The organism is Clostridium sp. (genome assembly GCF_047777555.1).
Classification (GTDB): domain Bacteria; phylum Bacillota; class Clostridia; order Clostridiales; family Clostridiaceae; genus Clostridium_H.
In genome coordinates this window covers 67,066-81,809 of record NZ_JBKEEV010000008.1, presented here as the reverse complement: position 1 = coordinate 81,809, position 14,744 = coordinate 67,066, and the positions used below count along the sequence as shown (strand labels likewise).

The following is a 14,744-nucleotide window of genomic DNA, read 5'->3' as shown; positions in this document are numbered from 1 at the left end:
ATGTTTTTAGGAAGTACTATATAATAATGTACATTCCTAAAAAACATAGCCTAAAGTATAGTACTAATTTCAGGTATATCATCTATTCTTCTTATATCATATTTTGTTGGCATTGAAGCTATAGCCCCATAACTTGTGCAGGTAAATGCTCCAACTCTATTTGCAATAGCCACATATTGTGAAATACTGTTAAAGTTCCATTCATCATTCTTTGAAATCTCATCTTTAGCCATTTGATAAAGTATAGCTCCTACAAAGGCATCACCTGCCCCTGTTGAATCTACTTGATTTATTTTAATAGAAGGAATTATATCCTTTTCATTTTTAGTAGCAATAAGTGTCCCTTTTGAACCTAAAGTTATAGCAAGAACCCTTGCGCCTAATCTTAAAACTTCTTCAGCAGCCTCATCTAAATTCTTTCTTCCTGTTATGAGCATTGCTTCCTCATCGCTTAATTTCACAAAATCAGATTTTTCTATAAACTTAATCGAATACTTTTTGAAAGCATTTATATCCTTTATCAATGCATCCCTATAATTAGGATCAAATGATACTATCATTTCATTTTCTACAGCATAGTTTAAAAGCTCAAAGTAAGTTTTCTTTAACTCTCCTGGTAAAAATCCTGTAGCAGAGCCAAAATGTATAATATCTCCCTTATTCATTTTAGATAAATCTATGTCATTAAAAAATTCTTCCTTGCTTTTTATATAAAAAGTATTAATCTGTTATAGGTTTTTTAAGTAATCCTAACAAGAATGCTGTTACAAAAGAACCTGCTAATATAGATAGTATATACATAAGCTTGCTTCCGCTAACTATTGGTATTACAAATATTCCACCATGTGGTGCTGGAAGCCCTATATTGAACATCATAGTTAAAGCTCCTGCTACTGCTGCACCAATAACTGTTGAAGGTATAACTCTTCCAGGGTCCGCTGCTGCAAAAGGTATAGCACCTTCTGTAATAAAGGATGCCCCCATTATATAGCAAGTCTTTCCCGCCTCTCTTTCGTCTTTAGTAAATCTATTTTTAAATAATGTTGTAGCGATAGCAATTCCAAGTGGTGGAACCATACCTCCTGCCATAATTGCAGCATGTGGTCCGTAATTTCCAGCCTCAATCATAGCTATACCAAAAGCATAAGCTGCCTTATTTATTGGACCTCCCATATCTATAGCCATCATTCCACCTAGAATTAATCCCATTATTAATCTATTGCCTGTCCCCATTGATCCTAAGAAGTTTGTTACAGCTAAATTTATTACCTTAACAGGATTTATTATAACTAAATACATCAACGCTCCTGTTATGAATATTCCGAATAATGGATATAAAAGGACTGGCTTTATACCTTCCAAAGACTGCGGCATCCATGTAAACGCTTTTTTTAGTAATACTACAGAATATCCTCCTAAGAAGCCTGCTATTAATCCGCCTAAAAATCCTGCATCATTATTAGCAGCTATAAGTCCACCTACCATAGCTGGTGCAAAACCAGGTCTATCTGCAATGCTCATACCTATAAATCCTGCAAGCACAGGAACCATAAGTTTAAAAGCATTTTGCCCACCTATATCATTTATTAACTTTGCAAAAGCATTGTATGATGGATCATTAGGATCATATGATTTAATTCCAAACATAAAGGATATAGCAATTAGTATACCTCCTCCAACTACAAAAGGAAGCATATTAGAAACACCACTCATAAGGTGCTTATAAAATCCGGTTTTTTGTTTTTTACCTTTTAACGCATCTTCACCTGTACTTCCTTTATGATGATATATTGGTGCATCACCTTTAACTGCTTTAGTTATAAGTTCTTCAGCTTTTTTGATTCCGTGTGCTACTGGAACTTGAATTACTTTCTTTCCTTCAAATCTTGCCATTTCAACTTGCTTGTCTGCTGCAACTATAATGGCTTCTGCTCTATCTATTTCTTCAGGCGTTAAAGCATTTTTTACTCCAGTAGAACCGTTTGTTTCAACCTTTATATCTACTCCCATTTCTGCAGCTTTTTTCTTCAAGGCATCAGCAGCCATATAAGTATGAGCTATTCCAGTTGGACAAGCCGTTACTGCTAATATAAAGCTTCTTGTTTTTCCTTCCTCTACTTCTTTCTTTGCCTTGCTGATTATTTCTTCTTCCTTTGAATCCTTGCTTTCTTGTTCATCTATAATTCTTAGTAAATCCTCTTCTGTTTTTATATTTGTTATCTTTTTCTTAAAGTCTTCATTCATAAGCATTACAGACAACCTAGATAGTGTCTCTAAATGCTCATTGTTAGCGTTTTCTCCACCAGCTATCATAAAGAATATATGAGCTGGCTTTCCATCTAAAGAACCATAGTCTATTCCCTCTTTTGAATATCCAAAGGCAAGAGCTGGAATTTTAACAGCTGCAGTTTTAGCATGAGGAATAGCAATTCCATCTCCAACTCCTGTTGAGAACTCTTCTTCTCTTTTTAGAATAGCTTTTTTATATTCTTCTCTATCATTTAATTTTCCAGCTGTATCTAATTTGTCTATTAATTCATCTATTACTTCAAGCTTAGTTTTTGATTTCAAATTAAGGATTATAGTATCCTTGCTTAAAAGCTCTGTTATCTTCATCTATATACATTCTCCTTTCTAACCCAGTTTAATTACTTTAATCTCATTTAACAACCTTTCAACATGGTCTTTTTTACATAAATCTAATGAAAAAGCAGTTGCACTTCCTGAGGCTGCTCCCCATCTAAAAGCTTCAACAATACTTGTATCTTTTGAATATTTTGCAAGGAATCCACCTATCATAGAATCTCCTGCTCCTACAGAGTTTTTAACTTCTCCCTTTGGAGCTGAAGCATGGTAAACTCCTTCACTGCATATAAGAAGAGCTCCCTCTCCTGCCATGGATATTATTACATTTTGAGCTCCCATATCCATTAGTTTTTTCCCGTAGTATATAATTTCATCTCTCGTGTTTATCTCCGCATTAAAGATTTCAGCTAATTCATGGTTATTAGGCTTTATCAAAAAAGGTTTATATCTTAATGAATTTATTAAAGCTTCTCCTGTTGTATCAACTATTACGTTTACATTGGTATCTAAACATTTTTTTTGGATTTGAGCATATATGTCCCTAGGCAGAGTTTTTTGTACGTTTCCTGCTAATACTAGGAAATCTTCTGAATTTAAATTTCCAAGCTTATTAAAGAGCTCATTTAATTTTTCATTTTCTATTTTAGGTCCTACACCATTTATTTCTGTTTCTTCATTAGACTTTAGCTTTATATTTATTCTAGTGTCCTCATTTACGGTTATAAAATCTGTATCTATCCCCTGGCTTTCCAATGTACTTTTAATGTACTCTCCTGTAAAACCGCCTATAAAGCCTAAGGCTTTGCTTTTTACGCCTAAATTGTTTAAAACCCTTGATACATTTATACCTTTACCGCCTGGGTATTTGTGATCTTCCTTCACTCTGTTTATTATTCCTGGTACAAAATTTTCTACCTCTACAATGTAATCCACCGAAGGATTAAAAGTAACCGTATATATCATTATTCTGTCACAACCTTTATCTTAGTTTTTTCTGCATAAATTTCATAATCTTGTACTTTATTATTGGTAATGATAGTAACCTTATCTAAATCATGAATCTTCACAAAACTTACCTCTCCAAACTTGCTGTCATCTGCTAATACAAAAGCATCTTTTGAAAGATTTATAGCTTTTTCTTTTAATATAGCTTCTTCTGAGTCTGGAGTAGTAAGTCCATATTCCGCATGTATTCCGTTTATTCCTAAAAAAGTTTTATCAAATCTGAACCTTTGCATATTAATTAAGGCATCTGATCCTATTATAGCTTTAGTCTTGGCTTTTACCTTTCCACCAAGGATATATGCATTAATTTCTTTTTCAATAAGAGCATCTATATGATTAAGTCCATTTGTAACAACAAGAATATCTCTTTTGTCTATATACTTAATCATTTCAAAAGTGGTAGTTCCTGCATCTAAATAAATAGAATCCCCTTCTTCAATTAAGGAAGCAGCATATTTTGCTATAATGTCCTTTTCTTTTATATTTTGAACTAATTTTTCATTATAGCTAGGCTCTACAAATCTTCTTTTTATAGCCGCCGCTCCTCCATGGACTCTTTTTAGAGCATTTTTACTTTCAAGATAAGTAAGATCACGTCTTATTGTAGATTCTGAAGTATTTGTCATTTCCACCAATTCATTAAGTTTTACAATTCCTCTCTTTTTAACTTCTCGTAGTATGATTTCATATCTTTCTTCAGTTAAAATGTCCATCACCCCCCGTTTACTGTATGTCTATATTATAATTTAAAATATTTTAAACTTCAATTATTTTCAATCATTTTATTTTAAAATCATTTAAATAAATTCATATTCAATCAATAATCAAATTGGTCTAAGATTGTTTATACTAAAATTTAGCAGTCATAAAAAATCAGAGTTATAACTAGTATAACTCTGAACATACTACATAAGGCTTCAAGTTAATTGCCCTAATTGCATATATCATTTTTTTCTTATCTTGCATAGAAAAAATCCTTCCATATATTCATCTGGTATTACTCTTAATGCTTTACTTAAATTTCGATTATATGTGTTGTTTCTATACTTAGTAATTCCACTTATAGAGTTTTTTAATGTGAAGTTTAACTCCAAAATTCTAAGATTTTTATATTTATTTATTATCTCATCAATAACCTCTTCATTTTCCTCTGGTGATATGGTGCAGGTTGAATATACAAGTATTCCTCCTGGTTTTAAAGCATTGATTCCACTTTCCAAAAGCTCTTTTTGTAGCTTTGAATGCCTTCTAACAATGGTTTTATTCCATCCTCTGTATGTTCTTGGTTCCTTCATAGCTATAGTACCTTCTCCAGAGCACGGCGCATCTAAAAGTACTCTATCAAAAGCCTCTGGGAATAATGTTCCCAGCCTTCTTCCATCTCCTCCTATAACCTCTATACAATCAGCTCCTAATTTTTCTACATTATATTTTAATCTTTCTCTTCTTATATCATCTATTTCATTAGCCACTATTCTGCATCTATTATTGAGAATAGCCGCCATCTCTGTGCTCTTGCTTCCTGGAGCTGCACACATATCTAGTATATTTATATCTTTCTCTAAATCTAGGAAAAGTGGAGGAAGCATACTTGATAGATTTTGCATATAAAGCTTTCCTTCTTTATAACTAGATAGTTTTGAAATCTTTCCTTTCCCACCTTTAGATACTATAAATGCTTCTTTCATTAAGCTGCTATTGGAAAACTTTATACCACCTTTTCGCATATCCTCTAAAACCTCTTTAACAGATGCTTTTAAGGTATTAACTCTAAAGGTAGCTTTTCTTCCATCTTTATAACTCTTTAAGATGCCATCTACAGTTATTGGAGAATATAATGTATATAAAGTTTCTATAAATCCCTCTGGAAGTTTGCTCTTTACTTCACCTATTTCCATACCCTTACCACCATCCTTAACTTCATCATGAAGCATTTTGAATGAATTTGAATATTCTGTATTTTTAGAATAATTTTATCATATTCTTTAAGCTTAGTCATTCATTATTATCTCCAGCAAGGATACATAGGGCTTTATAGTATGAGTTTTTTCTTTTTTGCAAATGATATTATTATTAAAATAAAGGGAGGAATTATTTGTGGCAGAAAAAGCAAATTATCCAATACTTTCAGTATTTATAGATGAGGTTTATCCATTGTCAAAAGAACAGTTAGATGGAAAGCAAGATGTTACTGCAGACACATCTCTTTTTGTATCTGCATATTCAAAAATCCTTCCAGAAACAACCGGAAAGGCTCTAGATTTTGCTGACACACTTATAAAATATTTTACACCTACATTATTATTGCATCATCATCAGGATGAAGTTCCGCTCTTTACTATATACTTAGGAGTAGATGAAGAACATGTGGATCTTAATACCTACGGAGGTTACTATTCTAAATTTATCCACAGCATACCAGAGCTTCAAAATCAATTAGAAGGCTTATTTTTGATGATTCGTGAAGATTTAGATTTAGACAACAGTGATATTGAAGATATTATATCTGACCTCCAAGATACTCGTAGATTAGATATCAAATATGATGATGATTATGATGAAAATGATGACTCCTCTGAAGATGGAGATTTAGATTGGACTTATACAAGAACAATAAGAACTCCTTATAGTGAAGTTTATGCTTTGTACTTAAATGATGAAAATGCAGGAGAAATTCACGTCCATATTGGAAAAACTATTAATACTACCATAATCACTACTGTAGATATTACCGAAAAGGAAAAAGCAGTGCTTATGGGTCTTGTCCATGAGACCATACTAGAAAATCTGGAAGAAGAGTATGGCACTAATTCTAATATTAACTTCTTTAGCGGAGCAGAAGAAGAAATCTAAGCAATTATAGTTAACATCACATATGGGATTTGCATTTAGGAAAGCTTCACTACGCAAAGAAGCTCTAATATTTCTGGATTTAAAACCCCTAAACCTTCTAAACTCACTATCGTTCAGACAATAGAAGGTTATTACGGTGTTTTAAATCCTGAAATAAAGAGCTTCTAATGCTTGTTCAATGCTTTCTACAATGCTTCCTAAACTTCTCCACTTACAAATACTTACTTTGGATCATATCCGACTACAGTCCATATTCCAGTGCTGTCTTGTCTTATAAGTCTTTCTAGATATACCTTTCTAATAGGAGTTCTATCTCCACTAACTTCTACAACTGCTTTCTTTCCAGTATTTTTGATTACTTTAAATTCTTCATATTTTATAGGATAATCACCTACAATGCCTTCTGGAGAAATTTTTAGACTTACAAAAACTTGAGATACAAATGCTGGATCCAGCTTCCATGGTGAATGTCCTGCATCAACATTTTTTTGCTCTGCTTTTTCTATTTCTAAATCCACTGGAACTTTAACTTGAGGTTCATCTACAGCCTTCTCTTGTGATGATAGCTCTATTGTGCCATTGGTTAAACCTTTTATAAACAATGTTAATTCTTCTAAAGAAGTATTTCCAACTACAGCATATTCAAAACCATTTTCCTGCCATCTAACTGAAGTTATATCTGTTACCCCAGAATAAGCTCCTCCGCCTTGAAGAACTCCTTCTTGAGACTCTATTGGCGATTGAATTTCAGCTGCATTATTATTTATCTTTCCCAGTACTGCCATAGATGCTGGTTTAAATTTCTCAGTAGATTTTTTCTCTAGAATCACAATATTTTTTTTATTGTCTTTAGAAACATAATTTATCTTAACAACTTTTTTATCATTTATTACTGATATATTATCTTGAGCAAATGATTCTGGTACATTTTCAATTATCTTAGGAGTAAAGCCTGCAATCTCTTTAGCTTCTTCTAAACTATTTACCACCTGCTCAGGATTTGTATTAATTTCTTTAAATCCTTTAGGTACACTGTATGATAAAAGTTCCTTAGGAACAGCTTCTTCAAAATCAATATCTGTATAACGTACAATGTACTGAAGTGAATACTCCATGGCAGACTGCTTTTGCAATGGCATTTTGGTGTCTTTATCTATCCATATCTTATATGGCTCTCCACCTTGAGGAGTTACTTCTATTATAGAAGCAGCTCTCCCTGCAACTGTATCATCACCAATGACCTGAGTTTTAATAGCATTCTTCATATCTTCTATCTCTTTTCCAATTTCAAAAGTAAAGCTATATGGGTCTGGAAAAGCTGTAAATATCTCCACCTCTTTTTCCTTTGGCTGAACCTGCCATTTTCTTTTTCCATCATTCACTGTAATCAAATTCTTTTGAGAGCCCTCAAGACCTTTAACATAATAACGTCCTTCCTTATCTGCCCATACTTCTACCTTTGATTGAGCAGTAGATTCTCCTAATGCATTTGTTTCTAAAACCTCAAGAACTCCATGATAAGCTTTTACATCTTTAAATGCTTTTTCTACAGCATACACCATGTTATTCTTGTTAACAGGCATTACTGTATTTAATCCTATAATTAATGCAACAGCCGCTGCAGCAGAAGCTATTCCATAGAACCATCTCTTTTTTGGCTTTTTTAAATGCTTTTCTTTTAATAGTTCTTCATTAACGCTTTCAGCTAATTTTTTAGTAAATCCATCTTCTGGAAAAGCAGGCTCTTTTAAACTACGAACCATTCTTACAGTATCAAAAAGCTCCTCTATTTCAGGTGTTTCTATTTGGCTGCCATGTTCTTCTGGCTTTCTTTCTTCATTCAAACAATCAATATAATCTGATAATTTCTGCTCCTTATCCCTCATTAATGATACCTCCATACTTTAACAATCCTTTTTTAATAATTTTCTAAGATTCTGTAAAGCTCTATATTGTAAAACCCGAACAGTACCTTCCTTTTTATTCATTGCCTTAGCAGTATCAGCTGCTGAATATCCTTTTAATATTCTTAACTCAATAACCATGCGCTGTTCATCACTTAAAAGACCTAATGCATTTTCTATCATCTCACGCTGAATCATATTTTCAATAGAATGTTCTGTCCTATCTTCTTTTAAGGTTATTTCATCTAAATTAATAACCTTACCTCCACGCTTATTTTTACGCCACCTATCTCTAAGCACATTCAGCGCCACAGTCTTTAAGAAGGCCATGCATTTATCCATATTAATGTGATTTTTCTGCATATAAGAAATTGCTTTAATATAAGTCTCTTGTATTATATCTTCTGCTTCCTCTTTATTTTGAACTTTATAATATATATATCTGTATAAGGGCTGCCAAGTAGCATTACAAAATTCTTCTATAGACTTTTTATCACCTGCTTTTACTATGATACTTTTCTCAAATTCATTCATATGCTAACTCCTTTTTTCCTAGCTAGGTATTTACAATAATAATGACGTCAAAGCTAAAATAAATGTTACAAATGGAACAGAAACTTTATATAAAAAATGTATCCCAAAAGTTATAAACTTTCAGGATACCTTATATTTATATAAAAGTGATCTTATATCATTATTTATTTTCTCAACATCTACAGATTTTATTATCTCATCCTTTAAGTCATATTTTTCTTTTAGCTTTAATATTCTATAAACACTTTCATCTATTCTTTCCTCTGTTATTTCACCTTTTAATACAGCATTCTTCAGAGAATTAATTACTTTTATTTCATTGTCATAACCGTGACATATAAGCACAATATCGCTTCCAGCTTTTATTGATTTTACAGCTGCATCATTAATATCATAATTTTTAGTTATGGCTCCCATAGTCATATCATCAGTAATGACAACTCCATTAAATTTAAGATTATTTCTCAATATATCTGTAATAATTGTCTTTGACATAGAAGAAGGATTTTTTTCATCGATTTTAGGCAGAAGGATATGTGCAATCATTACTGCATCTGCTTTATTCTCTATAGCATTTTTAAAAGGTATTAACTCAAATTCCTCCAGCCTTTTTAAGTCATTATTTACACTTGGCAATCCTATATGGGAATCTACTGATGTATCGCCATGTCCCGGGAAATGCTTTACTACGGAAATAACATTTTCTGACTGAATTCCTTTCATAGTTTCAATACCTAGTTTGGTTACTACATCAGGATTGGAACCAAAGGATCTGCTCCCTATAACTGGATTCTTCGGATTATTGTTAATGTCTAGTACTGGAGCAAAGTCCATATTAAATCCAAAAGATTTTATCTCACTAGCAATAGTTTTCCCTATTTTGTTTGAAAAATCTTCGTCATTTATTTTTCCAATTACCTTATTGGTAGGAAAGCTTTTTAATTCATCGGGCATCCTTGTTACTTTTCCACCTTCCTCATCTACAGATAAAAAAAGAGGAATTTTGTTACTAGAGTTTTCCATTTTTAATGAATTAGTTAAACTAAGCAGCTGATTGACATTTTTAATATTGTCCTTAAATAATATAAATCCTCCTACCTTATATTTTTCTATAAGACTTTTGGAATTATCATTTAAATCATATCCATCAATTCCTACTATGAACATCTGCCCAATTTTTTCATCTAAAGTCATTGCATTTATTTTTTCCTCTATTGGATCAACTTGCTCAGTAATTACAATTGTTTTAGCATCAGCTTGAACAGGATAAGATTCTGCAACAGGCCCTTCAAAAGTAACCTCCACTTTTGTACCTTTCTTCAAGCTAGCTGCTTCTAATTCCTTTTTAGTATCCTTTTCATAAATTTTAGTATTGTCTTTGATTCTAATACTTGCCTTATCATGCTGAGTGTCCTGCTCAACTTTTCCTTCCACCAATATCCTTGATATTCTACCGCTATCATCTAAAGATACTGTTTTTATTTCTCCTCTTATTCCTATCTTTTCTTCTCCATTCTCCTTACTACAGCCTGTTATACTGAATAGCAAAAGAATTCCTAGTAATAGTATTATCTTCTTTACCATAATCCAACCCTCCAACTCTTATGCAAGTTTCTCAACATATATCACTTATATATACGTATATTTTAGTACATTGTTACTACCTATATACTTACATGCTTTTATGTTTTATCTAAAAATAAAAAACACCTATTTTAAGTGAAATAGATGTTTCTGTATACTAAATTGGTTGTGGGACCACTGGCATAAGGCATTTTCATAAGCTAAGTGTACCTAAATATGAAGTTTAAACAAACGCTAATGATTGTAAGTCTAATATTAGATTTGTCTGGATGTGTATTCTTTTTACTAAAACGCTCTCATTTAATAAATGAGATAATATTTTTTAACATTGAACTGGAATATGAGATTTGCATCGTAGAAAACATTGAACAAGCGTTAGAAGCTTTCCTAAATGCAAATCTCATACGAAATGTTCAATATTAAAGATTGTCACAATTTATTTCTATTGTTTCTTTGTTCCCCTTATTACTTCCCCATTCTTAGGTGCATAATAATCATTTGAAATAAGCTCTGTATCAATTACTTTCCCATTCTCTATAGTTTTTCTATACACTTTTACTCTATATCCATTGGAAGCACCTTTAACTACTACCGTTTCCCCTTCTAGTCTATTAGGATCATTAGTATATTTAGTAGTCGGATGTATTACAGAAACCTCAGTAGCCATTTCATAAGATCTTTTTGTTAACGATTCATCAGAATACACCTTAAAGTATACTTTTTTATTCGCTGTATATCCTTCTATATAAATAGGTGTATCTAAAGTATTTTTAAATTTGAAATCTATGTTTCCCCAGTCAACAGTTGCATCTAGTCCCTTATCAACATAGGATGAAGGTAATGAATGATTTCTTCTCTCGTAAGGCTTAATGCCAGAAAGTAATATAGCATTATATAAAGTACTAGATACCTGACATATTCCTCCTCCAAGACCAGCCTCTATCTCTCCATTTACAATAACTCCTGCTTCCTTGTATCCCCTTGCTTTTGTACGTTTACCTACTACCTCATTAAAACTAAAAGTTTCTCCTGGCATAAGAAGGGTTCCATTGATAGCCTTAGTAGCAAGTTCAATATTATTAATTCTACCTTCTGTAGATGTAGTAAAGCTTGTACTAAAAGAAGCTATAGGAGTATTAATAGATGATAACTTTTCCTTCGTAACCTCTGGTTCGGCAGTTTCTACTTGTGCTTCAATTTTAACATTTTCTTGTGAAAGATCTCCATTAATCTGTGATATAATAGCTTGTCTTAATTTATCCTTTTGAATTTTCATACCAGTAACTTCAGGAGTAATTTTTATTTTTCCATTTGTTATAGATATCTTGGCGTTTTTAGGATCTTTATTTACTTCCTCTTCTATCCTGCTAATAAATTCATCAATAGGCTTAGAATTATACGCAAATTCTAACTTAAACCTTTTACTTCCATCACCTTTAATAAGCTTATATTTATTAAGCAAATTTTCTTTTTTCCCATAATTAAAAGCTTCTTTTATGACCTCATCAATATTATATTTAGCTTCAATCTTGCTGTAATCTAATGTGTAGATTTTATCATTTACCTGAACTTCAATTTTCTTCATAAGCACTGGATTACTGTAATTCTTCTTTATTAATTCCTCTACCTCATGAAGGTGTTTTCCTCCTACATCTATGTCTTCTATATAAACTCTTGGATAAATAACATCGCTCCAATCATTACCTGTAGCATATACATGACTTACTGAAATTGTACCTATAGCTAATACTGTCAATACAGTAGTTATAAATATAGTTTTCTTCTTCATTTGTATTCCTCCCTTTTTAGCTTTTATATAGATATATACTTATATAAAGTTAAAAAGGTTTCATCTTTTTTGATTTTTTTACTTAGCAATTTTTTCCTTAATCCCGGAACAAAAATGCATATCAGAACCCCAGGTTCTATTACGTTCATTGCAGCTTGCTAATAATGGCGGATTATAATTAATCTCTGCTTAATTATTTCCTTACTACACTTTCCAAACTTCTCCACTTTCCACTCTCCACTTGCGCTTTAGCGCCTCTTTGTCATAAAAAAACTTTCTATTAAAACCTCAAATCCAATGGCTACTATGAATACTATCCATGAAAACTTCCATCCAATAGTGAAGCCTATTAAAAGGAAGGCAGCAAAGCTGAATATCCATATAGCACCAGATACATTTCCTCTTACCATCATTGATTGAGGATCACTGTAATATTGTATCCACTGTTTTTGCCAAGCTTCATTCATTTTTCTTCTGTTTTTTTCAGTTAAACCTAAATATATAAAAAGTACTACTGAAATTATAAGAAAAGGCATAGATGTAGCTAAAACCGAAAATAGTTCCTGTCCTGAAAAATATACAAATCCTGTTGAGAAACCTCCAAAGACAATCGATTCAGTAGCTAAGCAATATAATAATGCTCTCCTTGGTCTCATTCCATAGCTGTATTTTGTTTCTTGAGTTAATCCAAAATACATAAATAATAATATTGATACCATTGTAAATGGCATTAATGTTCCTAATGTAGCCATCATGTTCTTATCTTGCAAATAAACAATTCCTGCACTCATAACTCCGAATAGCAAAGCTACTGCTGCAACTATATATGCTATTATGTGCTTTTTATCAAGAGGTGTAGTGTTAAAAATGTCATCTTCAAATTTTTCATTAGATGCTTTCTTTAAGTTTTCAACTAATTCATCCATATTGCCTAAACTTGAAACCGCTTCATTAAATGCCTCATCTTCTTTCATTCCACTTGCACGTAAATCATTTATCTTTTCTAGCAAGTTAGCACTTATTTCTTCTTTTAATTCTCTTAACTGCTTTGTATCATATATATCTGCGAACAAATTATCCACATATTTTTTTATTCTTTCTTTCACTTTAATCCTCTCCTTTTACAATAATTTATCTATTATCTTTTTAGCAAACTCCCATTCCTGCTTATTGAGAGTATATACTTTCTTACCATGAGGTGTTATTTTATAGTATTTTCTTCTTCCACCCTGAGTTTCATCTCCCCAATAAGATGTTATGCTTCCATCTTGTTCTAGTCTTCTATAACTGGAATACAGTGTAGCTTCTTTTAGTTCATAAGCTCCTTCACTTTTTTCAATTATTTTCTTGTATATCTCATAACCATAGCTGTCACCTTCCATCAATATTCCCAGAACTATAGTGTCGGTATGTCCCCTAAGCAGATCTGACGAAATCTTTCCATTCACTTAACTTGCTCCCTTCTATATTGCTTCTCATTCATATTTTTATTTATTTCTTATCCACACCTATAATATACGTCAAAGTACTATGACTGTCAATATACTTTTTTAAATATAATTATATGACAATAAAAGGACCCATCAAAACTGATGGGTCCTTTTAAATTATTTTCCTATAAGCTTGTCACTTTTAAATATATGTTCTACTAACCAATCATTCAGAAATTGCAGTATGCTAATTATATATTGATCTTGATTTTCATCAATCTTTGAAAAATCTATATCATTAATTTTCTTTATGAATGCGTCATGTGCAATCTTTTGAGTAAACATTCTTTTATAATTAATGCTTTTCATGTATTCTTCTTCAGATGTAAAATGAAATTTCGCATATTGTTGAAGTTCTTCTATTAAAGTCACTATTTTATCATATTTATCGGTTATAAGCTCATTTTTTAATAAATTATAAGTTTTATCAGCTATTTCAAAAAGAACTCTATGCTGTTCATCAATAAAATCTATTCCAGTTTTATATTCTTCTTTAAATTCATACATTACATATCCCCCCTTTTACTATAATATATAGTAATTATTATACATGAAAATTTGAAATTTAACTAGATATTAACATCGCCTCACTACCTAAATATCTTTACAACACCTACTCAGACTTTCACCAAGCACAAGCTGATGGTATGCATATACGCTGACCTACTCTTAAATAGTTGGGATCAATACTTGGATTTGCTTCTAAGATACTTGCGATAGTAACATTATACTCTTGTGCTATTTTATAAAGGGTATCCCCCGGCTGTATTATTATGGCAGTATGATTTGGAGGACAAGCTGGTATACATATAACTTGCCCAATTCTAAGATTGTATGGATCTATTCCAGGATTTGATGCTAGTATTCTTGAGACGCTAACTTCAAGTCTATATGCAATACTAATAAGAGTATCACCAGGTTGTATAATATAAGGGTAATGATTTACAGGACACTGCCTATAATAATTACATCTCATATAAACTTTTCCTTTCTCTATCT

The 14,744-nt window shown here is 31.8% G+C and carries 14 protein-coding genes; 1 reads left to right on the top strand and 13 read right to left on the bottom strand.

The genetic code is table 11. From position 1 onward, the window contains the following. Positions 1-50 precede the first annotated feature (50 nt). The 5 genes from ACFWTK_RS11550 to ACFWTK_RS11530 form a co-directional block, all read right to left on the bottom strand. Positions 51-680, bottom strand: coding sequence for a PfkB family carbohydrate kinase (locus tag ACFWTK_RS11550; RefSeq protein WP_415876131.1), 630 nt, complete (start codon positions 678-680; stop codon positions 51-53). Positions 681-720: 40 nt separating this feature from the next. Next, positions 721-2,616, bottom strand: a complete 1,896-nt coding sequence (locus ACFWTK_RS11545; protein WP_061858979.1) for a PTS fructose transporter subunit IIABC — start codon at positions 2,614-2,616, stop codon at positions 721-723. Positions 2,617-2,634: 18 nt separating this feature from the next. Continuing rightward, positions 2,635-3,549 (bottom strand): 1-phosphofructokinase, encoded by a 915-nt coding sequence (pfkB, locus tag ACFWTK_RS11540; RefSeq protein WP_415876128.1) that lies wholly within the window; start codon positions 3,547-3,549, stop codon positions 2,635-2,637. Further along, positions 3,549-4,298, bottom strand: a complete 750-nt coding sequence (locus ACFWTK_RS11535) for a DeoR/GlpR family DNA-binding transcription regulator (RefSeq protein WP_415876130.1) — start codon at positions 4,296-4,298, stop codon at positions 3,549-3,551. Before ACFWTK_RS11535 ends, pfkB begins: the two co-directional genes overlap by 1 nt. Positions 4,299-4,535: 237 nt before the next feature. Next, complete coding sequence (locus ACFWTK_RS11530) at positions 4,536-5,525, bottom strand: RsmB/NOP family class I SAM-dependent RNA methyltransferase (RefSeq protein ID WP_415876127.1); 990 nt, start codon at positions 5,523-5,525, stop codon at positions 4,536-4,538. A 163-nt stretch (positions 5,526-5,688) separates the two neighbouring features. Here ACFWTK_RS11530 and ACFWTK_RS11525 point away from each other — a divergent pair, with 163 nt between their 5' ends. After that, on the top strand, positions 5,689-6,444 hold the full coding sequence (locus ACFWTK_RS11525) for a hypothetical protein (protein ID WP_415876126.1): 756 nt from the start codon (positions 5,689-5,691) through the stop codon (positions 6,442-6,444). A 221-nt stretch (positions 6,445-6,665) separates the two neighbouring features. Here ACFWTK_RS11525 and ACFWTK_RS11520 read toward each other — a convergent pair whose 3' ends face one another. The 8 genes from ACFWTK_RS11520 to ACFWTK_RS11485 all read right to left on the bottom strand — a co-directional run bounded on the left by ACFWTK_RS11520 (position 6,666) and on the right by ACFWTK_RS11485 (position 14,721). Beyond that, positions 6,666-8,330: a LolA family protein gene (locus ACFWTK_RS11520; RefSeq protein ID WP_415876125.1), complete on the bottom strand. Its 1,665-nt coding sequence runs from the start codon at positions 8,328-8,330 to the stop codon at positions 6,666-6,668. Positions 8,331-8,348: 18 nt separating this feature from the next. After that, positions 8,349-8,882, bottom strand: coding sequence for an RNA polymerase sigma factor (locus ACFWTK_RS11515; RefSeq protein ID WP_415876124.1), 534 nt, complete (start codon positions 8,880-8,882; stop codon positions 8,349-8,351). A 120-nt stretch (positions 8,883-9,002) separates the two neighbouring features. Beyond that, positions 9,003-10,466: a beta-N-acetylhexosaminidase gene (nagZ, locus tag ACFWTK_RS11510; RefSeq protein ID WP_415876123.1), complete on the bottom strand. Its 1,464-nt coding sequence runs from the start codon at positions 10,464-10,466 to the stop codon at positions 9,003-9,005. A 442-nt stretch (positions 10,467-10,908) separates the two neighbouring features. Next, positions 10,909-12,255, bottom strand: coding sequence for a VanW family protein (locus ACFWTK_RS11505; RefSeq protein ID WP_415876122.1), 1,347 nt, complete (start codon positions 12,253-12,255; stop codon positions 10,909-10,911). 248 nt (positions 12,256-12,503) lie between these two features. After that, positions 12,504-13,361: a permease prefix domain 1-containing protein gene (locus tag ACFWTK_RS11500; RefSeq protein ID WP_415876121.1), complete on the bottom strand. Its 858-nt coding sequence runs from the start codon at positions 13,359-13,361 to the stop codon at positions 12,504-12,506. 15 nt (positions 13,362-13,376) lie between these two features. Beyond that, on the bottom strand, positions 13,377-13,703 hold the full coding sequence (locus ACFWTK_RS11495; RefSeq protein WP_415876120.1) for a PadR family transcriptional regulator: 327 nt from the start codon (positions 13,701-13,703) through the stop codon (positions 13,377-13,379). A 159-nt stretch (positions 13,704-13,862) separates the two neighbouring features. Beyond that, positions 13,863-14,252: a bacteriohemerythrin gene (locus ACFWTK_RS11490; RefSeq protein ID WP_415876119.1), complete on the bottom strand. Its 390-nt coding sequence runs from the start codon at positions 14,250-14,252 to the stop codon at positions 13,863-13,865. Between the two features lie 118 nt (positions 14,253-14,370). Beyond that, entirely contained in the window at positions 14,371-14,721 is a 351-nt protein-coding gene (locus ACFWTK_RS11485; protein WP_156473394.1) for a LysM peptidoglycan-binding domain-containing protein, read from the bottom strand. Between the last annotated feature and the right edge of the window lie 23 nt (positions 14,722-14,744).